A 24,171-nucleotide genomic window follows, 5' to 3' on the forward strand; every position below is an offset into this window, starting at 1 on the left:
ATCTACTCATTAAGAGATTTTGTCATGACATCTATAAAATCATAGATAAACAATTGATAATCTAACTCTAAAGCTACACGGTGTAAAAGATCTGTCGGTTCCGGCTCCCAACCAGGTCGAAAATCAGTAACACTCTGCCCACTCGTTTCCTCTAATATTTGAACTGTAACGGGACGCTCAATGTATTGAAGCACTTTTGGCTTCGTTAATGCACTTAAAGTCAGCACATCATGCATCGGTGCGCCGTTCAGTCCTGGGACAAGCTCTCGATAAGCATCGGCATAAAACTCAAAAATAGGTTGAATTAAAGGGGTAAAGGGGTTGAATTGAACTTGCGTAATATAGTCTACCACTTCGGAAGTAACGATTGCTTCGTTCGTTACGTTTAAAGGGACAATCGTTACATTTTTTGCTTTAGTCAGCACCAGATTCGCTGCAATCGGATCGCCGTGAAAATTAGCTTCGGCTACTGGAGTAACATTACCAGGAACTAAAAAGGCTCCGCCCATAATAAAATATTCCTTCACTTTTTTCATATGTTCTTCTCCTAGAATAAAAGCAATTGCCAATGATGTATTCCTGCCCACATCAACAATTGTAAGCTCTCCTTTATGTTGTTCAATAATATCAAATACGCGATCATAGTTTAAAAGTTCACCGACAATGGTTTCTGGAGGTCTGATCGGACCTAACCCTTCTGGCCCGTGAATCTCAGGATAGTAAACCGTAATTTCACCAGACAGCGGGCCTTTTGCTCCACCAATTAGGGGTATATCCTCTCTGCCAGCTAACTTCAGTAAATAGGCAGCATTATTCGTTGCTTTTTCTTGAGGAACATTTCCATAGCTAGACACAATTCCAACGACTTCTAAATTAGGATGAAGTAAGGCGTACATTATAGCCAAAGAGTCATCGATACCCGGGTCACAAAAAAGGAGGATTTTTTTCATGAATAAACTCCTTTCATTTTTTATCGTTATTAAATACATATTCTTGCAAGATGAATAATAAACCACGCTTTTCTTCCCATTAAAGTTCATGATGGTTGTGGTCAAGGATATTGATGATTGAATGATGGAAATCTATAAGAACCTATAGAGAAATCCATGATTGATAAAATAATTAACAGTTCTACTTTTATACATTTACAAACCGACCAATAACAGTGTATTATCTAACTAGTACACTAAACAATTAATATTAGAGGTGACTATTATGAACAAAGGCACGGTTCTTTCCGTACAAAACGTTTCTAAAGTAATTAAAAATAAAAAGATCATCGATTCGGTCTCTTTCGATGTGTATCCCGGTGAAGTTTTCGGGTTTTTAGGGCCAAATGGTGCTGGGAAAACAACAACCATTCGTATGATCGTAGGACTCATTTCCATTAGTGAAGGTGATATATACATCAAGGGAAATCATATTTCAAAAGAATTCGAAAAAGCAATTGCTCATACTGGTGCAATTGTTGAAAATCCCGAAATGTACAGCTACTTAAGCGGCATTGAAAATTTACGGCAATATGCCCGCATGGTAGATGGTGTTGGGGAAGAAAGAATTAAAGAAGTCATCGAATTAGTGGGGTTAACAGACCGTATTAAAGACAAAGTAAAAACATATTCCCTTGGTATGCGCCAACGGTTAGGTATCGCTCAAGCTCTTTTGCACTCCCCGTCCCTTCTTATTTTAGATGAGCCTACAAATGGCCTCGACCCGGCTGGAATTCGAGAAATTCGCGACTACTTGCGAAGGTTGGCACACGAAGACGGATTAGCCATTCTCGTTTCAAGCCATTTACTCTCAGAAATGGAACTGATGTGTGATCGGATCGGAATTATACAAGACGGGAAAATGGTTGACATCAAGACGGTTAGAGATTTTGTTAATGAAGAAGAAAAACAATCGTATCGGTTCGAGGTTAAGCCTTTAGATCGTGCTTTAACGGTCATCAACGAGAAATTCCCACAACTCCATAGCAAGATAGAAAATGGACATTTGCAAGTGATTGCTTCTTTTGAGGAGATTCCTTCAATTACACGTGAACTTGTTGAAAAGGACCTACAAATTTATTTAATTGAAAGAAAAACAACAACATTAGAGGATAAATTCTTGCAAGTGACAGGAGGTCGCAAATGATGAAACGAATGGTAAACCAGATTCACAATGAAAATATAAAAATAGCTTCACGAACGAGCACATGGGTGATGATTGGTTTATTGGTTTTTATGGTATTAAGTGTCGGTATCGTTACAAAATTTTTACTGCCTTCTGAAGAAGTAACTGACTGGAGAGCAGCTGTTTCCGCTGAAAATGCTTACCTAACTCAAATTGTAGACGACGCTGTGATTTCTGAAGGAGAACGACAAGCTCTTCAAGAAACAATCGCCATCAATGAATACAGACTTACAAACGACCTCCCCCCTGTTAGTGATCAATCGATTTTTGGATTTACTTTAAGCAGTTCGATGCTTATTAGTATCATTACATTATTTACAATCATTTTCGCCGCCACATCAGTAGCTGCTGAATTTTCGTCTGGTACGATCAAACTTTTACTCATTCGGCCTGTTCATCGTTTAAAGATATTATTTTCTAAATACATTTCTGCTTTTTGCTTTTCGATCGTATTTCTAGCGGTATTACTTATCACTTCTTTGCTAGTTGGAGCCATATTTTTCGGATTTGAAAGTTTGAATGCAGTAAATCTTTCTTATGAACAAGGAATGATAGCTGAAACACCGATGCTCTTACACATTCTTTTCATTTATGTACTAAACAGTGTAGAATTATTAATGATGGTAACTTTTGCTTTCATGATTGCTAGTGTTTTCCGTAACCAATCGTTAGCAATCGGTTTATCGATCTTCTTAATGTTTACTGGCTCACAGCTAGTCTTTGCTTTAAGCCAATACGATTGGGTCAAGTATATTTTATTTGCAAATACACACCTTCAACAATTCTTTACAGAGCAACCGCTCATTGAAGGCTTAACATTAGGCTTTTCGCTAATGATGCTGCTCATATATTTTATTATTTTTCATGCAATTGCATCTTATATGTTTGTAAAAAGGGATGTAGGTGCTTAATTAGGTGTTAAGGAGATGAGTTATGTCTCGTGACTTTGACAATACAAAACCAATTTATTATCAACTAATGCATCGGTTTTTTCATAAAATATGCAGTGGTCACATTCAACCCGGGGAAAAGCTCCCTTCTGTTAGAGAAACAGCCGTTGATGCAGGCGTTAATCCAAATACGGTTCAGAGAACCTATATGGAAATGGAACGGATGGGTGTCGTTGAATCCAAACGGGGCCAGGGTACATTTGTCGTGAATGAACCGGAAGTCATAAAACAACTTAGACTACAACTTGCCGAAAAACAAATGGATTCGTTTATTGAAGAAATGAAAAGTATTGGCTTTACTCCGCCTGAAATTTTACAAAGACTGCAAACCAAAATTACAGAGAAAGGAGACTAGCTAAATTGAGCACACCTATTCTTTCTGTTGAAAATGTAATGAAACGGTACGGAACGAAAAAAGCAGTAGATAACATTACATTTTCGGTAAATCAACCTGGCATCATCGGCCTCATCGGCGCAAATGGAAGTGGTAAATCGACGTTATTAAAGCTCATTGCCGGCTTACTCAAAACATCAACGGGTACTGTACAATTATTAGGAAGTAATGTGTCTAGAAAAGCAACGAAACATTGTGCTTACCTGTCAGAAGATGATGATTTATACCCTTTCTATACAGTTAAAGATACATTACTCTTTTATGAAAAAGTGTTCCCTGACTTTGATCGATCTAAATCAGTACAGATCTTAAATGATATTGATGTTTCAATTGAAGAAAAGGTCGGCCATCTCTCCAAAGGAAACCGAGCCCGGGTGAAGATTGCGCTTGCTCTTGGACGAAAGGTCCCTTGCCTTCTTCTAGATGAGCCCTTGTCAGGTCTAGATCCTATCGTGAGAGAAGACATTATTAAAGCTTTTGCTAAATATGCTGACTTAGAAAAGCAATTAATCATTTTATCCACACATGAAGTAGAAGAAATTGAACCCCTACTTGATCAAGTTCTGTTCATTAAAGATGGTTCAATACTATACTTTAATGAAGTAGAACAACTTCGTGAAGAACGAGGACAAAGTGTAATTGATTTCATGAGAGAGGTGTTAAAGTGAGCTGGTTTGCCTTATATCAAAAAGATTTACGAGCGAACAATTTACGTCTAGTTGTAAATATAAGTCTCTTACTTGTTTTCTTCCTCTCTATATTTTTTATCATGATGAGATACAATAACGAATTTATTTTAATGAGTTTTGTTCCGGTTCTTATGCTCCACGTGATCTATTTATTGATTGGGATGTTCGACTCGCTCTCAAAAGAATGGCGTAATCATAATGTGAATTTGTGGTTAACTATACCTCAAAGTGGCTGGTCCCTTATCACTGCCAAATTTTCAGCAGTGGCTACTCACTTTTTGATTTCACTTGCGCTTACGTTTCTCGGCTTTTACCTTTTCATTTTTGTATTTAACAATCAAATAAGTGAAGCATTTTTTATTGCACTTTCGCTTTTTCACACGTATTGGTATGTTCCAGTCTTTATTTTAATTTTAACCTCATTACAACTTGGAGCTTTTGCAACCGTGTTATATTTCATTTCAAAAACGGTTTACAAAGGTGGTTGGATCCTTGCTGTTGCCATTGGAATCGGTACACATTATGTTTGGAACATAGTGAAGAATACAGATATTTACCGTACGTTGACTGAATGGGGAGCACTTATTACACCTGCTGATATACAGACTACACTGCATCAGATGATGCTCATAGAAGCTGACGTTGGTGTGTCCATGGATATGGACGGTACGTTTTATTTAGGTTATCTTGTCTCTGAGGCTGTGATCATCGTTACCCTGCTCATCATCGCCAGTTGGTTATTAGATCGTTACGTTCAATTGTATAAATGACAAAAGGAGCCCAGGTGGCTCCTTTTGTCGATCTTATTTAATTAAACGTTTATTTAACTTTTGTCTGTGTTGCTCTAGACGCCTAATAAGGTTGAGAAAAGACCAATAAAAAGGGAATGTTCATAGAACAGCCCTTCTACTTATTATACAATTTTAAGTTTAACTAGTGATTCTAGAGTACCTTCTTTTGCTAACTTTTCCATCGTAACAGCTTCATCACTTATTGGTGTAGAGAACACTCGAAATTCATATAAGCCTGTTTCTAACCCAACATCAGTAAAGGTATTAACATGCATATCATTTGATGCTTGTTTTTCCCCCTGCTCTACTGTTACTTTTCTTAATACTTTCTGCTTCCCGTCTCCAGCTAATAAAATTAAATGTAAATCACGCTCCATTTGATCGATAGCTGAGATAAACATAACGAGACTGAAGGTAACTCCCTTTTCTCCTTTTTTAAATTGATTATGTATGCCTTTTAATGCTCCTGTACCTTTGTCGATTTCATGACAAAGCACAAGGTTAATATTAAGTTTACTCACGATTCCACCTCTTCAATTCATAGACTGTCCTTCTAATATACACAACTTTATCAACTTTTTGAAGCATCAGATAAAAATGTAATGAGCTATTCCAATAGAGCTTGTCCTGCTCTATTGGAATAGCCCGTGGTGTTACTAATTATCGAAGTTCTCCATTTCTTTGAAGCCTTCTTCAGCTCTTCCTAGATCTGCATTGTTTCGCGACTCCTCAATTTCACCGTCAATTGTACCTTCTACATACGCATCACTTACTTGTTCATGAACAAACGCAAGACCTTGCTCCGTTTCATTTGAACTTTTGTAATCAGATGGATGATACGAATTTTCAGCAACTTCCAGGCTCTGCTCAATCGGTGTTTTGTTATTATCTTTGTTCACTGTAAGCCCTCCCTTCATTAGTTATAGTTTCCCTTTCATGAAAAATAATATTTACATAATAACAGCGTGTTCAAAAAGGAGGACAAAAAGATTCAAGAAGTTCGAGGCGGTGCAGTTGCGAGTACCGCAGTATGATATAAATACGTGAAGAACACAGCAGCAAACCAACGAGCTTCCACATGGTGTGGTGACTTCGACGTTCCCACAGGACGTGGAGCTCTTAGTCAAGTTCTTCTACCGCAAGAGATTTTTCCCGGACTTTTTGAACATTTTCTATAAGCATAAGAAAAGAGGGTGACGACTAAGCATCACCCTCTTTGCATGAACTGATTAATAACCGTAGCCCCAGCTAGCGCCGATGATTACTAACAAGATAAACAATACTACTAATAACGCAAACCCACCAGTGTATCCGTAACCTGACATTTTCATTCACTCCTTTAACTAAATTTCAGCTTACAACCATACTGTATGCAAATTCCTTTTTAGATGTTTGGGCTTAAGTCCTTCTAAAAAAAGAATGAACAGATGCCTACCTTATGAATATGATATGGGTGAATACATTAAGGAGGGTAACAAAATGCAACATTCTCACATGAACGGCCATATGGGCCAACAGCCTACTGGACACATGACTCAACAACATACTGCACCTATGCAACACGGTCACATGGCACACCCTACTGTACATGGTCCACACATTACGGCAGCTACAGAAGGCCATCAAGACCATAACAAGAACATGCATGATACTTGCATGAGTCTTCATTTACACTTTGTCCAGCTACAAACGATTGACGGGCAAACGGTTGAAGGAATTATTGAACATGTTGACCATGAAGGTGTAACGATGTTAATTCCAACAGGAGATATGGATGATGATCAACACCAACAACAACACCAGCACGATCATTCCCGCCAAATTGGTCTAGGAACAGCTGCTTTAGGAGCAGGCTTAGGAGCTGCAGCTTTAGGTGGCGGACTTGGATATGGTCCTGGACTCGGATATGGCCCCGGTTTAGGGTATGGTCCTGGCTACGGATTTGGCCCTGGATTTGGATATGGTCCTGGCTACGGATATCCTAGGCGCTTCCGTAGATTCAGACGTCGTCGCTTCCCATTCTTCGGATTAGGCGGGCTATTTTTACCTTTCTTTTTATAATTGAGCGTTCTTCATTTAGGAAAACGACAAGAGAGGATGACTCATTAAATGTCTTTATGGCACTTTATGAGCCATCTTTTCTACGTTGGACAAGTTGCTTGTAAAATGCACAAAAAAGCAGATAAATTCAATCAAATTCATCTGCTGAGCTGGGCCATCATTTCTTTTTCTCGAAGACCGTTATTTACTTTTTTTCTTTTCCTCAGGTTGTTCAGTATTCTCGGGTTGAGCAGCTGGTTGCCTAGGAGGCCCAAATACAAGCATATCCCAAGGATCCATTGCTACTTCCTCACGTTTCGGTTCCGCTTCAGTAACCTTTTTTTCTTTTTCTTCCACTAAAAACCCTCCTCATTTACATTAATCAGTTTTATAATATTCTCTAAAACCTAAATGGTTCGGGTCTGTTGATCTTTTTTACAATTCGCTTTGTCTTTCTGAAATAATTGTTGATTTAGAACCAACCTGGCGAGTAGCTGCATTTTAGAGTATTACTTATTAAATTGAATGCCTGACTGCGCTGTTTCAAAAAGCACAAACCTTAAAAACAGCATAAAAAACACCTCAAATCCAATGAGGTGTTGTATTTTATAGTTACGGTTTATCAATTGGCGTATCTGGATCATTCCCCCACTCTGCCCATGAACCTTCATACACATGAAGATTTTCAAAGCCTAATAATCGTAACACAACATACGTATGTGACGTTCGTAAAGCCGTATGGCAATAGATAATAATCGTTTTGTCTTTGGTGACGCCAAGTTCTTCAAATTGCTGTTCTAGTTGATGTAATGGTTTAAGATATGGTATTCCTTCTGGTTTTATGGTATTTTTCCATTCTAAGTTTACAGCTGTAGGTATATGTCCCGCCCTTTTCGCGCGCTTTTCTTCCCCGCGAAACTCTTCAGGAGATCGGACATCCAGGAGGACAACATCTTCTTTTCCGATCGTATTTTTTACAAATTCCTTATCAACTAGAAGGTTTTCTTTTTGGCTGGCTTTAAAGTTCCCTTTTTCATATTCATCCACATCTTGTGCTAGTTCTTTACCAGCTTCGGTCCAAGCTGTTAGTCCACCATCTAGTAATCGTACATCCTCATGTCCATAATAGTCTAAGGCTAAAAATAATCTAGCCGCATAAGGACTTTTCCCGTCATCGTATACGACTACTGTCTGATCGTTCCGTACGCCTAACTTTTTCATCTTCTTTTCAAAGTCTTTTTTCGAAATCATGTAACCTTCAATTGGATGCTTAGGATCACTTAATTCCGTATAAGGCATATGAACTGCTCCTGGAATGTGCCCCTCATCGAATCCTTTTTTTCGAGTATCAATGACTTTGACTAGCTCTTTATTTTTTTGAAGCCAGTCGGCGCTAACGATTATATCAGCTGCAATCCTTATATCCTGTCCTATTTCACTCGCCATGGTTTTGTCTGTCCAACTACCTACTAAAACGGCTAACATCGATAAAATAACTACGAGGAAAACTGATTGCTTTTTCATCATTCACGACCTCCACCTCTTTTAGTCCCGACTTATTATGCTCAATTACGATAAAGATACAATCCATCTGATCGAGTGGGAAAATGATACAAGACGGGAAAAAAGATGAGTGAATACACTTTTGTGCTTGTGATTTCAGTCGGTTATTTTAACTGGGTACGTTGGATACTTGGTAAAAGTGATTTTGAGTGGATAACCCTTATTATAGATCTCAAAACAACGAAATACTGTAAATAAAAAACCGCACAATGGCGGCTTAAGTATTACTTCGTTTCTGGTCTTTGAAGAGTAAACGTGTCCTTAATGCGGGCATAATCAGCGCCTCCTAGGCGACTGACTAAATTCAGTCCGTCTGCGATTACTTTTCCATCTTGATAGCATTCATCAGCAATGTGAAACATGACGACCTCTCCAATCAGAAGGTCACAGCTCGCTTCTTCCTCTGTTCCGAGCGCTACTGCGTGATGTAGTTTACATTCCATTCGAATTTTAGCTTCTTTTATACTAGGAACCGTGACGATTTGACTCTCTGTCAGCGTTAAGCCCGTTTCCTTCACTTCACTCACATCTGATGGATACTCGGCTGCCGATTGATTCATTTGTTGTACGATTTCTTCATCAACCATATGCACAACAAACTCTCTCCCTTTTAAAATGTTTCGTCCCGTATCTTTCACTGTTTTACCATTCCGGCGCCCGACTGAGATAGAAATAAGCGGCGGCTCTGCAGTAATCACGTTAAAAAAACTATAGGGTGCTGCATTGACCACCCCGTCTTCATTTTGCGACGTGACAAAAGCAATCGGCCGAGGAATGACGGCACTACTCAATAACTGATAGTTCTCTTTTCTGCTTCGGTCTTTCGGATCAATATAAACCATCATAGACACTCCTTTGTTTTTCTACGTTCATACAACTCCCCACCATTATAACAAAACAGAAAGAAAAAAAACGGTAGCAGGTACCTTTAGTCCGCTAAAAGTACCTGCTACCGAATTTACTTGATAGCTAATTGTTGTTTCTATTTTGTTGTCCTTGTGGTTGGTTTGGTACGTTCGACCGTTCTTCTCGTTTTTGTTGCCCAGGAGGAGTTGATGGTGGCCCTTTAATTTCTTTTTGTTGTTTACCTGGGCTTGAATTAGAATTCCCTCTATTTTCTGCTGGTTTCCCTGGTTCACTCGGACCATTTCCTCTATTTTCAGATGGCTTCCCTCGTTCACTCGGGCTATTTCCTTTACTTTCAGAAGGCGTTGCAGGCTCACTAGGACCATTTCCTTTGTTTTCAGGAGACTTTCCTTTGTTTCCTTCTATATTATTTTGCTGATTTTCGTTTGAAGGTTTTTTCTTTTCGTCTTTTGGATTCTTTTTAGACTGTCCATTTGAAGAATTCGATCTTTCTCTTGCTCGTTCCGGCTGTTTTTCCATTCTCTTTAACTCAGAGATGGATCTTCCTTTAATTTCATTCGGACTTTGTATTATTCCTCGTTTTTCCAACTGCTTAAACTCTTTATAATAGTTGATCGACATGTTAGATTGTTTCGCTTCTTCATAAGTCTCTTTTTCATCTAGAGAAACCGATACTGGAACATCTATTTGTTTTTTCTCTAATGATGTATCAATAGCATCTTTTAATTCATCAATGAACGGTTCAGACGTTTCCTCTAAAGGAATTACTGATGTCACAACGACAGGCTCGATATGCTGCTCGATATAACCGGCTTCAATCGTCATGTCAATAATTTCATTGATCACCGTATATAGATTGTCATTCCATTGAAGTGCCTCAATAATTTCTAATCCTTCTTCGTTTAAACCTTCTGCACGAACTACTTTAAAGTCACCATTCGTTGCGATTTCAAAGCTAGGATTAATGTCGAGTGAAATAATATATACCTCTTTACCGTCCCCACTAAAAGGAAAAATAAAGTAAGTGACGATCATTAAAAATAATGCTGCTGCAGCTGATGCAACCTTATATATAGGAAATATTCTTTTCGGCTTTTCAATATGAGTAAACGATTGTCCTATGAGTGGTACCTCGGAAGTAGATCGAGGAACATTTTTAAACCTTCCATCAGTCGTCAACAAGACAATATGTTGTTCTGTAACTTTTACGACCGTACCTTTGATCGTCTCCACCTTTATTTCCCCCCTTTTCCTGAAGTCCCTTTAACATATTCGGCTAAATGGACCCATTGTGGATTTAAGCTAATTAAAATTAGTGTGATAATATATTTTCGGTGACGCTCAAGCGTCTTTTTTTTGTAGCCCATTTTTTTAGAAAATGGACCGATTGGTAGCTGCTTTTTCCGCATCAAGCTTTCCACCAGTTCATCATCATTTACAAAAACAGCAGCCATTTCAAATAAAGACAATCGAGTATCTTCATGTTTAGGTGAGTAATGCTCGAGTTCCTCAAATGATATTTTATATTCGCTGAGCTTTTGATCTAATTCTAAGATTTCATCTACTAAGTCATGCGACTGGATCATTTCTTCATACTTTTCAATCGCCTGATCATTTTCAAAGTTTGAAGTAAGTGTATCCTGCTCAGAATTATCCAAAGTAAGAGAAAGATGGGCTTCCCTTTGTTCTTTTCGGAAGAAGTCAATTAAATCTCGTTTAATCAACAGGTATACATAGTTTTGAAATGTACGTCCACCTTCTTCAGAAAACGTATCGATCGCTCGATTAAAAGCAATTATGGCTATACTAGATTCCTCGTCGCTCCAGGTGATATATCTTTTACAAATATTGCCTGTCACATTAATAACGTATGGTTTGTAATGAAGAATTAATTGCTCACGTGCAATGTCATTCCCCGTCTTTGCTTGAGCAAGGACTGTGTTTAAATTAAAATTCTCCATTATCGATACACCTTCTTCATGAAACCGCTATTCTATGTCGATAAGCATACGCTAAATTAATTAATAGGTAAAGCTTTTTAGGGATGTACAATGCTCCTACTTTTACGCCAAATTTTACCTAGAAGACAGCCAATTTGTGATACGTCATTAGAAAAAGACTGACCCATGTGCCAGTGCCTCTCTTGAGGTGTTCATGACACGTTCAGATGAGCCAGTCAATCGAATTTATCTCTTACGGTCTTTCACCGTTTCCTTTACCATTTGAGTTTCCTGAGCCATTTTCATTCGCTTGCTGACCACGGTTTTCTCCTGGCTGCTTCGCATCATGTCCTCGTTTTTGACCTTGTTCCTTGTTTTCATGACCGCGCTTTTGACCTTGTTCTGCTTTTTGCTTTGCATTTTCTCTAGCTTGCTCCGCTCGTTCTTGCCCCTTTTTTGCATTTTCATTCTTTGGCTTTTGGTTTCCTTTTAGCTCCTTCACTTTTTCTGTTTTTGGAGCTGTTACATCTTCTAGGTCAACAAACTCTTCATCAAGTTCTTCTTCCTTCACTTTCTTATTTTCTCTTTCTGCTTTTCGAAGTTCGTTTCTCTCTTTCGCTCGTTGACGATTTTCCATTGCTCTTTCTTGATTAGCAAGAGCTTTTCTAATTCCAGCCTTTGCTGGTTCTGGTAAGTCATCGCGCTCTAATAATGCTACTAAATTCACACCGCGCATCGAAGTTCTTTCAACTACTTCTTCTTCAATATCCGTGTTAATCAACAGTTCGTCTTCCTCGATCACGATAATATCACCAGTGACATCTTCAGTATCCTGACTAAGTGATTCACCCTCGATCATTTCATTGATCGTAGCTACATCTTCGTTATACCTTTCAAGTAAGGTCATTGCTTTGTCAAACTGTCCTTGTTGTAAGAGGAATTCTAATTGTGCGTTCTTACTTGCTACAAATTCAATTAAATATCTTAGTTTTTCTTTCTCGCTAGGTGTTAAATCAATAATTGCAGAGTGAACAGCGTCCACAAAATCAAATAATTCATGGTTTGATTCTTCATTAACCTCAGCGACATTATAAGAAGCTGTTAAATTCCCTGTGTTTACTGCAGATTCGTAAACGATTGCTTCATCTGCTTTAACCGCCCCTGCAATTAAAAATGATCCTGCTACAATTGTACAAACTATCTTTCTCATTCAACTCTCCCTTTCACTACAACTCTTGCTCAGTAAGTTTTATATTATTTTTGAATTGGTCCATATCTTCCTGATAACGTTCAAAATCACCGATTGGAGACATGAAGGTTACAATTAATGTCTTTCCTTGATGATGGTCTAGGAATAAATCTGATCGAATCCCATCTTTTTGATTCGTATGAAATGAAAAGAAATGGTCGTTTTCTTCTAGGATCGTAATTAACCCATCGCCTAACTGAAGTTCCTGTTTAATTTGATCCATTGACTTCTCACTCGGAATCACCGAAACAATTGCTTTTACTGTTTCATATTGAAAGGTTGCATTTAAATTTCGTGTAAACACTTCCTGTTCTAACGTCCATTGGTTAGATTCATAGATTTTTAATCCAGCATCCATATTTTCATAAATGGTTGATTTACTCTCGACTTGCGCTTCATCATCAGCTGTTGTTGATGATACAGAAGAACAACCTGTAGCAAGCATTGCACCCGCTAGTAAACAAGCCATAATTTTTTTAATTTTTAACATGAGGCACCTCACAGCTATGTACATAATTTGTTGTTAAGAAAGCCGCTTTCCTATAGCTTTACGTAGGAGGTTTTCATTTTGAGGGGGTTAAATAAAATATTTTTATATACCAATTTTTTAGTAAGAAAGCTTGTAATACGAAGGTTGATATTGAACGTATTATTGAAGGTATTAGAGGAATGTAAGATGGCTGGTGAGATCTGATCCACAATATAGGGTGAATTCTTAAGGGGACTGAGAGGCCCTTATCTCCTTAAAATCTAACATTCTCTCAGTGTTATAGGACGGAGGGGCCCTTATTTTATAGAATTCTTGAGAAATCGTCTCGGTTTTCATGTAATAAGGGCTTCTGAGACACCTAAACATAAGAAAATCACGATCTTGACACAAATAAGGGTTTTTGAGTCCCCTAAACAGGATCAGGATCAAAATCAGGATCTGGATCCAAATAGTGTACTAGATATATTGATAAGCCTTAATAATGCTATCTTCATAAAATAAAAAACAGTGGTGCTAATCATAGCAGCAATTTAATACGCACTATAAAAGTGAAGGCTTAACCATTTTTAGAAAAAAATACTAATTAAACATTGAAATACAATTCAAGATTTTACAAAATAAAAAATTGTTTTCGTAAAATTAGGATAAGTACCTTAAAATACGGCTTTAAGGTACGGAAAAACTGTAAGCCCGATGGTTTTTCTGTTAAACTAAGCATAGTGAATAAGGAGGTAAAATAATGGTTGAGGCACTTCTTTTCGGTATAGCGATCTTTTTCGGATGGGTTATTTTCGACTTTGTTAAGCATAAAAAGTTCTCTAAGGAGAATATTTTAAGTGCATTTGTTGTGGGAGTTATCGGCGGGTTGGCTTGGTATATTATTGAGTGGATTTTTTAATAAAATGTTGCACCTTTTCAAATCATTTACATATGATTACATTATAAAAATTATCCACTTTCTTTCTTTTAACTAAAGCGAAACTTCCTATTGACAGAATGAGTTTGGAATTGTAAATTAAAAGAAATTAGCAAAACTTGAACGGGGCATTAGCTCAGCTGGGAGAGCGCTACGCTGGCAGCGTAGAGGTCAGGGGTTCGAGCCCCCTATGCTCCACCATACATATGTAATAAAGATGCTGAATGATACTCAGCATCTTTTTGTTTCTCCACAAATATAAAGTAGTAAAAATGGAACATGGCTCAAGCTTGTGAACGAAACAGTCAATTCACAGCATAATTCAACTATGTCCCGATTTGCTATCCCTTCACTCTAGAAATCGTCACTAGCTTTTCTAAGCTCGTTAATGCTTCCCCAATCATATATGTAACCTTCTCGCCTAGTCCAGCCTTTGTTAGATTTTCTAGTGCAAGCTTGCCATATTCTTCTTTTAACTCTAGCGATGTTAGATGCCCTTGTTCACCTAAACCTCTTACCAAACAAGTTCCACTATAGCCACCTAGTGCACCGATTTCGAGGATCTCCTTTGCACCTGAAATAGCTACTAGCATGGTCAGTAGTTTCCCAGCATTCGGGGAAACCGATATGGACGGCATGCCCCGTTCCATAATGGATGCTTTAATTTCTTCTAAAAAAGCATCATTCGTATGAAACGTTGACTCAATATACTGTTCCACTTTTTCCATTCGCATTCACTCATTTCTTTTCGCGTTTTCATTTTAAAATAACTAAAATAGAGCAGTCTATTTTAGCCTCTTGTTTCTTAACTTCTTTGACCTCATACATATTTACATTTATATCGAGAATATATTCGGGCTTGGCTTTTCCTTTGTTGTTCTTATGACCTTGGATATGAATGTCACTTTTCTCCCAATTCTTCCATGCTTCTATTGATTCCCAGCGGACCATGACGATGACCTCTTCTTGGTCTTTCTTTTTTCGATTAACCATAACCGTTCGATCAATCAGCCCGTCCATTGTGTCGATTGGACTCTCTTGTGAAAAACGTTCTACCACAAGGTCGCTATAGCCAGTTTCAACGGTAATTGTTCTTGTTTGAATAACCATATCGTATATTCCTCCCTCTTTTTTCGGAAAAAAGACCTGTTTTATCAGGTGAAAAAACAGGTCTCTCTCTAATTATTGAATTGATGCTTCAATCGCCTTGACCATTTCAGAAACTGAAACTAAACCGCCTCCAGAAAGGTACCAATAGTTTGGATCAAGATATACGATGTTTTCATTTTGATAAGCTTTTGTTTCTTGAACTAACTCATTTTCAATCGTATCTTGAGCAGCCGCTTCACCTGCTACAACCGCGTTTCGATCGACTACAAATAACAAGTCAGGATCTTTCTCGACAAGGTACTCAAACGAAACGTTCATACCATGAGTTGAAACCTCAATACCTTCATCTACAGCTTCTACACCAAGTACATCATGGATAAGACCAAAACGTGAACCTGGACCGTATGCACTAATATTTCCTTCGTTCGCTAAAATAATTAAAGCTTTTCCTGCGTCAGCAGCTTTTTCGTTAATACCTGCAATTGCCTCGTTAATTACTGATAATTCGGCAGCAACAGCTTCTTCCTTACCAAAAATTTGCCCAAGCACTTCCATGTTATGAGTGAAAGACTCCATATAATTCGTATTATCTACTCCCATAAAAATCGTTGGTCCAAGTTTTGATAATTCATCATATAAATCTAGTTGTCTTCCAGAAATGATGATCAGATCTGGATTAATTTCAGCAATTTTTTCAAAATCTGGCTCTTTTAGTGAACCAATATTTTCGTATTTTGCATCTTCATATTTTGCTAAGTATGGAGGAACATTAGCTTGTGGTAATGCAGTAACCTCTACTCCTAATTTATCAAGTGAATCTAGTACTCCAAAGTCAAATACGACAACTTTCTCAGGATTAACAGATACTGTAACCTCACCTAATTGGTGTTCATAAGTAAGCTCTGTTGGCTCCGCTGTTACTTCTGTTTCTGTTACTTCTGTCTCTTCAGCTGGTTCAGTTGACTCATTTCCTCCTGTTTGCTGTCCACCGCAAGCAGCTAAAACAAACATTGGTATAAGTGCTAAGAATAGTAATAGTGCATTCTTTTTCATTGATCATTTCTCCTTAGTTTTAATATATTGTAATGTTATTTCTGATAGTCTCTTCGATTAAATAGTTGATCAGGCTATTTTAAGAAACGATCAAAATAACGAATTACCAATGTTTAGTGTATAGACATTTGTTTTTAACTCTTCTTTAACTACTAAACACTAATTGCTATAGGCTTCTAAAAATACACACAAATGCGATTTTGGTTAATGTTCTCGATGTGAATATCCATATCATAGATTTCTTTTAATGCCTCTGGGTTAATAATCTCAGGTGTGGTTCCCTTTCTGACAATCTTCCCATCTTTAAGAGCTACGATATGATCCGAGTAACAGGACGCAAAGTTTATATCATGGATAACAATTACGACTGTTTTCCCAAGCTCATCTACTAATCTTCGTAACACCTGCATGATTTGTACAGAATGCTTCATGTCTAAATTATTCAATGGCTCATCAAGTAAAACATATTCAGTATCCTGAGCAATAACCATCGCGATAAACGCTCGTTGGCGCTGTCCTCCACTTAGTTGGTCAAGAAACTTATTTTCCATCTCACCAAGTTCCATATATTTGATTGCCTGGTCCACATGTTTCCAATCTTCTTTAGTCAGGTTTCCTTTTGAATATGGAAATCTTCCAAAAGCCACAAGGTCACGAATAGTTAAACGAATATTGAGGTGATTCGATTGCTTAAGTATGGAAATTTTCTTCGCTAGGTCCTCACTTTTGCATTCGCTTAGCTCCTTATCATCAATGCTAATCAGACCACAGTCCTTCGCAATTAAACGACTAATCATCGATATGAGTGTACTTTTCCCCGCTCCATTCGGTCCGATGAATGAAGTAATTGTTCCTTTTTCAATTTCTACGGAAACGTCCTCTACGACATTTTTATTTCCGTATTTTTTTGAAACGCCTTTTACAACTACCATGATTTATTCCCCCTTAAAAGTAAGTAAATAAAGTACACACCGCCAATAAAGTTGATGATTACGCTGATGGGTACAGAGAAAGCAAATACTCTTTCAACTAAAAACTGCCCACTGACAAGAGCAACAATACTTATTAACATCGCACCTGTAATAATGTAAGAGTGCTTATGTGTTTTCAGAAATTCATACGTTACATTGGCGACAAGTAAGCCTAGGAATAAGATTGGACCTACTAATGCGGTTGAAATGGAAACGAGAATGGCGACTAGAATTAGAAGCCTCTTTACCACATGGTCATAATCGACACCTAGATTAACTGCAGTATCTCTACCTAGTGAAAGGACATCTAGATACTTCAAATATCTCCAAAAATAAATCGTTACTAGAATAAATAAGCTGATCGCAATACCCAAAATGTTAGTGTTAACGTTATTAAAGCTAGCAAACATTCGGTCTTGAACAATAAGAAATTCATTTGGATCAATTAAAACCTGCATGAACGTTGAAATGCTAGAAAACAAAGTTCCAAGGACAATCCCTACGAGGAGTAAGAAATATATATTTCTGCCACCTTCTCGCTTGAACAATATGTAGTAAAATACTCCAGCAAACGCCATCATGATCAAAACAGATAGAAAAAAGTTAACCTGGTTATTCATAACTAGAAAACTAGCAGATCCAAACACAAAGATTAAAAACGTTTGAATTAGCAGATACAATGAATCAAAACCAATAATACTTGGGGTTAAAATTCTATTGTTTGTTATCGTTTGAAAAACGACGGTCGAAAAGGCAATAGCTGCACCAGTTACGATAATCGCTAAAATTTTTGCGCCACGTCTTGGTAAAATATATTCCAAGTTACTATTGAAATTAAGGTTATAAAAGATAAATAAAGCCGTAAACACAAGTGATAATAGAGAAAGAATGATTAATTTTGTTTTATTACTCATAGACTTTTCTCCTCATTAGTAAGTAAAGGAAAATCGCACTTCCGATTACCCCAACCGTAGTTCCTATTGGTATTTCATACGGAAATATAATAACTCGACCTAAAATATCACAGATTAAAACGAATACTGCACCGAGTAATGCCGTATGAGGCAGGTTCTTCTTTAAATTATCTCCATTGTAGATACTTACTATATTTGGAATGATCAGCCCTAAGAATGGAATCATCCCAACTGTTAGAAGAACGACGGAAGTAACAGCAGCAACAAGGATTAAACCGATATTTACGACCTTTTTATAATTAAGACCGAGATTAACTGAAAACTCTTCCCCCATACCTGCAACTGTAAAACGATTTGCATAGAGGTAAGCAATAATCATAAGCGGAATACTTATGTATAGTAGCTCGTAGCGCCCTTTAATAATTAATGAAAAATTTCCTTGCAGCCACGAGGACATATTCTGAATCAAGTCATTTCGATAAGCAAAAAACGTAGTGATTGATCCTATGATGCTACCAAACATTAATCCTACTAATGGGATAAAAATAACATCCTTATGCTTTACCTTTTCAAGGATCTTCATAAAAATTAATGTTCCTACTAGAGCAAAAGCAAATGCTACTAGCATTTTCACAAATGCACTAGCAGATGCAAATAGCATCAGCGACACTAAAACTCCTAGTCTAGCAGAATCTAATGTTCCTGCCGTCGTTGGTGAAACAAACTTATTTCTCGTAAGCTGCTGCATGATGAGTCCACAAATACTCATACCCACCCCTGCAAGGATGATACTTACTAAGCGCGGAAACCTGCTTACCCATAATATTTGTGCTTGTTCCTCCGTTAAGTTGAAGATATCTAACGGGCTAATTCCTTTTACGCCAATGAATAAAGACGTGAGAGATAATAGAATTAGTGCTAGAAATAAATATCTTAATTTCATGTTCTACCCCTGCTCTCTAGGATGCATACTAAAAGTAATAATCATTATCAATTAAATAGTTAAAAAAAGAAAATATGGTGGGTTTTCAGTTTTTGATGTCTAACTGATAATGATTATCTTTAACACTGTTACAGTATATTACCAACTGATAATCATTGTCAATGGCTTTCAGGGAATATATTTGTTTAAACAACTAAATTTATAGGTAATATACCGCTTTATTGACTATTTTTATTTAGCTCACTAATAAAGTACTTGTTTAAACTAGTATTTTTTTGGGGGGCAGAATAAAACACCTAGCTGAACGATTTATCATTACTAGGTGTTCAAGAATTTGATTTTTAGCGGACTCACAGGCCGTTATTTCGTCGAAAATCACTAATTTTGCGTTTTCGCGGACTGAGAGGCCCTTATTCGCGTAAAACTAGCCGTATCCACCTCAAAAACTAGTAAATAGCGGCTTCTGAGTCCGCTAACTCAAAAAAATCGCTATTTTACTGAAATAGGGGCCTCTCAGTCCCCTAATTTCCAGGCTTACTCAATACAGTGACTGACTCCCCCACTTACTCGTTCCACTCCTTAAAGATAGGGGTTTTCTGGTTTATATTTTTACAAAAATTAGCTCTGTTTCTGACAGAACTAATTTAGTGTAGCAGGCATTTTTTATTCGAGATAAGTAAAGCTTCGCATGGATTTATAAGGCTTGGTAATAATACTTGTAGAAAGTGAAACCGAGTTTCGGCTCACATCTAAACATAAAGGAGTAAGCCGCATGAATTTACAAACAGGTACGTATTATTGGCCGACTACATTAAAAAATCCACCTACCTATCCACTTCTGCAAGAAGATCTTGATTGTGATGTTCTTATTATTGGCGGTGGAAGTTCTGGTGCTCAATGCGCCTACTTGTTAGCAGATTCCGGCTTAAATGTCGTTGTAGTTGAGAAAAATACAATTGGTAGTGGGAGTACTTCGACCAATACAGCTATCATTCAATATTCTGGCGAAAGGTTGTTTTCTGATATAGTCAATAGCTTTGGCAGACCGTATATCTCCAGGCATTTACAACTATGTAAACAAGCGATCAATGATATTGAACAAGCCTCTTCGGTTGGAGATATTGATTGTGAATTTACTAGAAGAGATTCTTTTTACTTTGCTAGCTATAAAGAAGACGTTCAGAAGTTACAAAACGAATACAACTTATTAGTCGAAGAAAAGTTTCCAGTCGATTTTCTATCCGCCGACCAAATTGAAGAACGCTATCCCTTTAGAAAAGATGCTGCTCTTTATTCTTATGACGATGGAGAAATAAATCCATTTGCTTTTACACATAATTTATTTGATTACGCTGCAAAAAAAGGCGTAAAAATATTTGAACATACCGAAGTGAACGGTAAAAAGTTTGAACAGACAAAGGCTACGATACGAACGAAAAATAATCAAAGCATTCACGCACGTCATGTTATTGTTGCTTGTGGGTACGAAGGAATTGATATCAAAAAAGAAAAGAAAACTTCTTTTGTCAGTACATATATCGTCACAACAAAACCTGTAGAGGTAGATAACTTCTCGTCATGGTACAATAAAACCCTTATTTGGGAAACAGCCCGACCGTATACCTTTATTCGCACAACAAAGGATAACCGGATTATTATCGGCGGCTTAGATGAAAATACCCCGTACGCTGAAGTACGTGATCGTAAATTGATTAGTAAAAGAGATAAGCTTCTGGTGGAATTCAACAAGCTTTTTCCTGATATAAGAGTAGAGCCAGAATATTATGCTACCGCTTTTTATGGGGGAACCAATGATGGACTTCCTATCATCGGAAAATATGATGAATATCCAAATTGTCACTTCTTGTTTGGCTTTGGTGATAACGGTACCGTTTATAGCATGATTCTATCTAGGATTATTGTGGATGACATTGTAAAAGGGCATAGTCCTGACCTAGAACTGTATTTACAAACTCGGCCGGTAAAACCTAGTTAAATGTACCGACAAAAGCTGGACGACAAAAAAACTGAGTGAACTCACTCAGTTTTTTTATTATTTTATAATAGCGTTAATCTTGCTGTTTTCCTATACTCAATCGATAAACGCTCATGATTTGTTCAACACATTGAACAACTAACCTTTCTGCTTGAGTCATCGCCGTCTCGATCGAACAAGGACCTGAAACGATAGGAAAGGCTGCCGCAACTCCCAATTGTTCTAACTGACCACTCGTTAACTCATTGCTTCCACAGATTGCAATTACAGGAATGTTATAGTGATTGGCTGCTTTACTTACTCCTGAGATTACCTTGCCAGAAAGGGTCTGTTCATCTAACTTTCCTTCACCGGTTATGACGAGGCATGCGTCCTCTAGTTGACTATCAAACATAACTGCTTCCATCACTGTATCAATCCCAGACATGACCTTCGCGCCTAGAAATGCAATTAAACCAGCACCCATTCCGCCAGCTGCGCCTGCACCTGGAACAGAATGTATATTCATATTAAATCGTTCATTGATGACCTTTCCGTATTGGTCAAGGCTTTCATCTAGCAATTCAACTATTTCTGGTGTCGCACCTTTTTGTGGACCAAAAATATGCGAGGCTCCATTCGGACCACATAGAGGGTTCGTAACATCGCTTGCTATGACGAACTCCGCTTCCGTTAAGCGCTGATCTATACTCGATAAGTCTAGTTCATCTAGTTGAAGCAGGTCACTAACATGACTTTTAATTAACTGGCCATTTTTCTTGAAAAATTTAACACCTAGCGCTTGAAGCATCCCGAAACCACCATCGTTTGTAGCACTTCCCCCTAAGCCGATAATAAATTTCCGGTAACCTTGATCTAATGCGTGAAGGATCAATTCGCCTGTCCCAAAACTACTCGCCCTTAAAGGATTTCTTTCATGCTCTCCCAATAAAGTAAGGCCAGATGCTTTAGCCATTTCAATGACCGCTGTTTTTTCATCGCCTAACACTCCGTAAGCAGAAGGAATGCTTCTTCCTAATGGGTCGGTTACATTCACATTTATAATCGTTCCATTTGTCGCATGAACTAAGTTTTCCATCGTCCCTTCCCCGCCGTCTGCCATAGGAAGTTCGATTACTTTTGCTTCTGGAAAAACGCTTTTAACCCCTCTATTTATAGCAGCACATAAATCTTTTGCAGAAATGGAACCTTTAAAGGAATCCGGCGCTATCACGATTTTCATAAAATCCCCCTCCTCTATTTGAATAATTGAGGTAACCATAATGAAAGTTGAGGTAAATACGTAATTAAAATGATATTAATGATTAGAACCAAATAAAACGGAATTAGTGGCTTAAGTATTTGTTCGATCCTTAACCCTGCTATTTGACAGGCCACAAATAAATTTACCCCAATTGGTGGAGTTAACATACCAACTGCTAAATTGACGATCATAATAATCCCAAAATGAATAGGATCAATACCAAACATAACTGCAACTGGTGTAAGGATTGGAGCCAATATAACAATTGCAGCACCTGTTTCTAGAAACATTCCTACAACTAACAAGATAATATTTACTAATAATAAGAAGATAATTGGGCTATCTGAAATAGAAACAAACCAATCTGCTACTTTATAAGGAATTCTCTCTGAAGTTAATACCCACCCGAAAAGTCCAGCGTTTCCAATGATAAACATAATTATCGCTGTAGAAATAACCGAATTCTTTAATACATCCATGATAATCTTTGGATTAAACTTTCTATAAACAAACATACCAAGGAAAAATGCATACCCTACTGCTGCTGCTGCAGCTTCTGTTGGTGTAAATACACCTCCATAAATACCACCTAAAATGATGACAGGCATTAGTAATGGAAGAATTGCTCTTCTAAAAGCTCTTAATCTACCAGTCGTAGTCATTAACTGCTTATCTTCTTCTGTAAGCGTCTCTGGTCCGCCATAACCTTTAATTTTACTAATTATATAAATGGTAAGCATTAAAGATAAACCAACTAGCATACCAGGAACAATACCAGCCAAAAATAAGTCACCAATTGAAATTGACATTCCCGCACTTAACGCGAAAATTATTAACGGAATGGAAGGCGGTATAATAACACCTAATTCACCAGAAACAGCTTGAACTGAAGTGGAAAAACCTTTCGGAAACCCCCTTCTAACCATTGCAGGAATTAAAATACTCCCAATCGCTGCGACTGTAGCTGCACTTGAACCTGAGATAGACGCAAAGAACATAGCTGTCAAAACTGTTACCATCCCGAGTCCTCCTGTAATACGTCCTACTAGGGAATTCGCGAAATCAACTAACCGTTGGGATATCCCACTATATTCCATAAGACTACCTGCTAAAATAAAGAAAGGGATAGCCATTAATGTAAAAGAGTCTAGCGAGGAAAAAATCCTTTGGATAGCTACTTGTAATGAAATTCCTTCATTCATCATCGCCAGCATAGATGAGAGACCCATAGAAAAAGCTACCGGTACACCAATTAAGAACATTAAAAATAAGCTAATGAATAACAGGGCCGCCATTTTCTTGTTCCTCCTCATCTTTTTTCGTAAATAGTTCAATCAGAATTACTGTACAATTTAACAATCCAAGTAAACTTCCAGCAGGAATTGCAGCATATATCCAACTGACAGGAATATTAATAGATCCTGTCTTTTGATTTGCCAAACTACTCATGATATCTAAGCCATACTTTACCAATAAGAGTAAGAAAACAATATTAACTAGCATAATTAAAATTTGTAGTATTTTTTTAATTTTTTTCGAAACGAGAAATAGTACCACTTCTACAGATATTAGTAATCCTTTACGTAATGCAATTGCTGTTCCTAAAAGGACGACCCAAACCATTGAATAACGGACAATCGCTTCAGACCAAACGAGTGGATTTTTTAACACATATCTAGCAAATACTTGGTAGATAGTTAATAAAGTAACTAAACCAAATACAACTGCTATAAGATTAAAAACCCAACTATTGACCCTGTCTATGAATTGAACATATTTGTTTATCATCCTGTAGTCCTCCTTAATCTATAAATTCTTCATATATACACTATCATTAAAAACAGGATATACATGAAGTATTTATAGAAACAAGGGTG

Annotated in this window: 27 protein-coding genes, 1 tRNA gene and 1 pseudogene; 9 read left to right on the forward strand and 20 right to left on the reverse strand. The window is 37.5% G+C overall.

Features of this window, described 5'->3' with window-relative positions; genetic code table 11:
• Window positions 1–2 precede the first annotated feature (2 nt).
• Entirely contained in the window at window positions 3–950 is a 948-nt protein-coding gene (locus AC2VNP_RS00970) for a nucleoside hydrolase (RefSeq protein ID WP_486915257.1), read from the reverse strand.
• A 265-nt stretch (window positions 951–1,215) separates the two neighbouring features.
• Here AC2VNP_RS00970 and AC2VNP_RS00975 point away from each other — a divergent pair, with 265 nt between their 5' ends.
• From AC2VNP_RS00975 to AC2VNP_RS00995, 5 genes are read left to right on the forward strand one after another with little or no spacing between them, the layout of a single operon-like run.
• On the forward strand, window positions 1,216–2,136 hold the full coding sequence (locus tag AC2VNP_RS00975) for an ABC transporter ATP-binding protein (RefSeq protein ID WP_486915259.1): 921 nt from the start codon (window positions 1,216–1,218) through the stop codon (window positions 2,134–2,136).
• The gene (locus tag AC2VNP_RS00980) at window positions 2,133–3,086 is read left to right on the forward strand and encodes an ABC transporter permease (RefSeq protein ID WP_486915261.1); all 954 of its coding nucleotides are present in this window, start codon (window positions 2,133–2,135) and stop codon (window positions 3,084–3,086) included. Before AC2VNP_RS00975 ends, AC2VNP_RS00980 begins: the two co-directional genes overlap by 4 nt.
• 22 nt (window positions 3,087–3,108) lie before the next feature.
• Window positions 3,109–3,480, forward strand: a complete 372-nt coding sequence (locus AC2VNP_RS00985) for a GntR family transcriptional regulator (RefSeq protein ID WP_486915263.1) — start codon at window positions 3,109–3,111, stop codon at window positions 3,478–3,480.
• 5 nt (window positions 3,481–3,485) lie between these two features.
• Complete coding sequence (locus AC2VNP_RS00990) at window positions 3,486–4,187, forward strand: ABC transporter ATP-binding protein (RefSeq protein ID WP_486915265.1); 702 nt, start codon at window positions 3,486–3,488, stop codon at window positions 4,185–4,187.
• Window positions 4,184–4,978 (forward strand): hypothetical protein, encoded by a 795-nt coding sequence (locus AC2VNP_RS00995; protein WP_486915267.1) that lies wholly within the window; start codon window positions 4,184–4,186, stop codon window positions 4,976–4,978. Before AC2VNP_RS00990 ends, AC2VNP_RS00995 begins: the two co-directional genes overlap by 4 nt.
• 143 nt (window positions 4,979–5,121) lie before the next feature.
• On the opposite strand, the gene AC2VNP_RS01000 is transcribed toward AC2VNP_RS00995, so the two are convergent.
• The 3 genes from AC2VNP_RS01000 to AC2VNP_RS01010 form a co-directional block, all read right to left on the reverse strand.
• Window positions 5,122–5,520 (reverse strand): hypothetical protein, encoded by a 399-nt coding sequence (locus tag AC2VNP_RS01000; RefSeq protein WP_486915269.1) that lies wholly within the window; start codon window positions 5,518–5,520, stop codon window positions 5,122–5,124.
• A 135-nt stretch (window positions 5,521–5,655) separates the two neighbouring features.
• Complete coding sequence (locus AC2VNP_RS01005) at window positions 5,656–5,898, reverse strand: DUF4025 domain-containing protein (protein WP_486915271.1); 243 nt, start codon at window positions 5,896–5,898, stop codon at window positions 5,656–5,658.
• A gap of 330 nt (window positions 5,899–6,228) precedes the next feature.
• Complete coding sequence (locus tag AC2VNP_RS01010) at window positions 6,229–6,324, reverse strand: YjcZ family sporulation protein (RefSeq protein WP_275120311.1); 96 nt, start codon at window positions 6,322–6,324, stop codon at window positions 6,229–6,231.
• Window positions 6,325–6,478: 154 nt separating this feature from the next.
• Between AC2VNP_RS01010 and AC2VNP_RS01015 the strand changes: the two genes are divergently transcribed.
• The gene (locus tag AC2VNP_RS01015; protein ID WP_486915273.1) at window positions 6,479–7,060 is read left to right on the forward strand and encodes a hypothetical protein; all 582 of its coding nucleotides are present in this window, start codon (window positions 6,479–6,481) and stop codon (window positions 7,058–7,060) included.
• A gap of 180 nt (window positions 7,061–7,240) precedes the next feature.
• Here the strand turns inward: AC2VNP_RS01015 and AC2VNP_RS01020 are convergent, their stop codons facing one another.
• The 7 genes from AC2VNP_RS01020 to AC2VNP_RS01050 all read right to left on the reverse strand — a co-directional run bounded on the left by AC2VNP_RS01020 (window position 7,241) and on the right by AC2VNP_RS01050 (window position 13,148).
• Window positions 7,241–7,396: a hypothetical protein gene (locus tag AC2VNP_RS01020; RefSeq protein ID WP_486915274.1), complete on the reverse strand. Its 156-nt coding sequence runs from the start codon at window positions 7,394–7,396 to the stop codon at window positions 7,241–7,243.
• Between the two features lie 255 nt (window positions 7,397–7,651).
• A complete protein-coding gene (locus AC2VNP_RS01025) occupies window positions 7,652–8,566 on the reverse strand; it encodes a sulfurtransferase (protein ID WP_486915276.1) in 915 nt (304 codons plus the stop codon).
• A gap of 260 nt (window positions 8,567–8,826) precedes the next feature.
• Entirely contained in the window at window positions 8,827–9,444 is a 618-nt protein-coding gene (locus tag AC2VNP_RS01030) for a flavin reductase family protein (RefSeq protein WP_486915434.1), read from the reverse strand.
• Window positions 9,445–9,571: 127 nt separating this feature from the next.
• Window positions 9,572–10,702: an anti-sigma-I factor RsgI family protein gene (locus AC2VNP_RS01035; RefSeq protein ID WP_486915278.1), complete on the reverse strand. Its 1,131-nt coding sequence runs from the start codon at window positions 10,700–10,702 to the stop codon at window positions 9,572–9,574.
• A 2-nt stretch (window positions 10,703–10,704) separates the two neighbouring features.
• Window positions 10,705–11,430, reverse strand: a complete 726-nt coding sequence (sigI, locus tag AC2VNP_RS01040; RefSeq protein ID WP_486915279.1) for an RNA polymerase sigma-I factor — start codon at window positions 11,428–11,430, stop codon at window positions 10,705–10,707.
• 232 nt (window positions 11,431–11,662) lie between these two features.
• Complete coding sequence (locus AC2VNP_RS01045) at window positions 11,663–12,619, reverse strand: hypothetical protein (protein ID WP_486915281.1); 957 nt, start codon at window positions 12,617–12,619, stop codon at window positions 11,663–11,665.
• A 16-nt stretch (window positions 12,620–12,635) separates the two neighbouring features.
• Window positions 12,636–13,148 (reverse strand): hypothetical protein, encoded by a 513-nt coding sequence (locus AC2VNP_RS01050; protein ID WP_486915283.1) that lies wholly within the window; start codon window positions 13,146–13,148, stop codon window positions 12,636–12,638.
• Window positions 13,149–13,887: 739 nt separating this feature from the next.
• Between AC2VNP_RS01050 and AC2VNP_RS01055 the strand changes: the two genes are divergently transcribed.
• Complete coding sequence (locus AC2VNP_RS01055; RefSeq protein WP_486915285.1) at window positions 13,888–14,046, forward strand: hypothetical protein; 159 nt, start codon at window positions 13,888–13,890, stop codon at window positions 14,044–14,046.
• A gap of 143 nt (window positions 14,047–14,189) precedes the next feature.
• Window positions 14,190–14,265 (forward strand) — tRNA-Ala (locus AC2VNP_RS01060).
• Between the two features lie 164 nt (window positions 14,266–14,429).
• Here AC2VNP_RS01060 and AC2VNP_RS01065 read toward each other — a convergent pair.
• From AC2VNP_RS01065 to AC2VNP_RS01090, 6 genes and pseudogenes are all read right to left on the reverse strand, one after another.
• Window positions 14,430–14,792, reverse strand: a pseudogene (locus AC2VNP_RS01065) (O-methyltransferase); the annotation flags it as partial.
• 28 nt (window positions 14,793–14,820) lie between these two features.
• Window positions 14,821–15,174 (reverse strand): antibiotic biosynthesis monooxygenase, encoded by a 354-nt coding sequence (locus AC2VNP_RS01070; RefSeq protein ID WP_486915287.1) that lies wholly within the window; start codon window positions 15,172–15,174, stop codon window positions 14,821–14,823.
• 72 nt (window positions 15,175–15,246) lie between these two features.
• Window positions 15,247–16,227, reverse strand: a complete 981-nt coding sequence (locus tag AC2VNP_RS01075; RefSeq protein ID WP_486915289.1) for a siderophore ABC transporter substrate-binding protein — start codon at window positions 16,225–16,227, stop codon at window positions 15,247–15,249.
• A 176-nt stretch (window positions 16,228–16,403) separates the two neighbouring features.
• Entirely contained in the window at window positions 16,404–17,159 is a 756-nt protein-coding gene (locus AC2VNP_RS01080; protein WP_486915290.1) for an iron ABC transporter ATP-binding protein, read from the reverse strand.
• A complete protein-coding gene (locus AC2VNP_RS01085) occupies window positions 17,153–18,112 on the reverse strand; it encodes an iron chelate uptake ABC transporter family permease subunit (protein ID WP_486915292.1) in 960 nt (319 codons plus the stop codon). The genes AC2VNP_RS01080 and AC2VNP_RS01085 overlap by 7 nt, the downstream gene beginning before the upstream one ends.
• A complete protein-coding gene (locus tag AC2VNP_RS01090; RefSeq protein WP_486915294.1) occupies window positions 18,105–19,055 on the reverse strand; it encodes an ABC transporter permease in 951 nt (316 codons plus the stop codon). The genes AC2VNP_RS01085 and AC2VNP_RS01090 overlap by 8 nt, the downstream gene beginning before the upstream one ends.
• 772 nt (window positions 19,056–19,827) lie before the next feature.
• On the opposite strand from AC2VNP_RS01090, the gene AC2VNP_RS01095 reads away from it, so the two are divergent.
• Window positions 19,828–21,051 carry an NAD(P)/FAD-dependent oxidoreductase gene (locus AC2VNP_RS01095; protein ID WP_486915296.1) on the forward strand — a complete coding sequence of 408 codons (1,224 nt, stop codon included), beginning with the start codon at window positions 19,828–19,830 and terminating at the stop codon, window positions 21,049–21,051.
• A gap of 73 nt (window positions 21,052–21,124) precedes the next feature.
• Here AC2VNP_RS01095 and AC2VNP_RS01100 read toward each other — a convergent pair whose 3' ends face one another.
• The 3 genes from AC2VNP_RS01100 to AC2VNP_RS01110 are packed head-to-tail and all read right to left on the reverse strand — an operon-like array spanning window position 21,125 to window position 24,082.
• Window positions 21,125–22,273, reverse strand: a complete 1,149-nt coding sequence (locus AC2VNP_RS01100) for a glycerate kinase (protein ID WP_486915298.1) — start codon at window positions 22,271–22,273, stop codon at window positions 21,125–21,127.
• Between the two features lie 14 nt (window positions 22,274–22,287).
• On the reverse strand, window positions 22,288–23,589 hold the full coding sequence (locus AC2VNP_RS01105; RefSeq protein ID WP_486915300.1) for a TRAP transporter large permease: 1,302 nt from the start codon (window positions 23,587–23,589) through the stop codon (window positions 22,288–22,290).
• Window positions 23,567–24,082 carry a TRAP transporter small permease gene (locus AC2VNP_RS01110; protein WP_486915302.1) on the reverse strand — a complete coding sequence of 172 codons (516 nt, stop codon included), beginning with the start codon at window positions 24,080–24,082 and terminating at the stop codon, window positions 23,567–23,569. The genes AC2VNP_RS01105 and AC2VNP_RS01110 overlap by 23 nt, the downstream gene beginning before the upstream one ends.
• Between the last annotated feature and the right edge of the window lie 89 nt (window positions 24,083–24,171).

The organism is Alkalihalobacterium sp. TH-98, assembly GCF_057473385.1.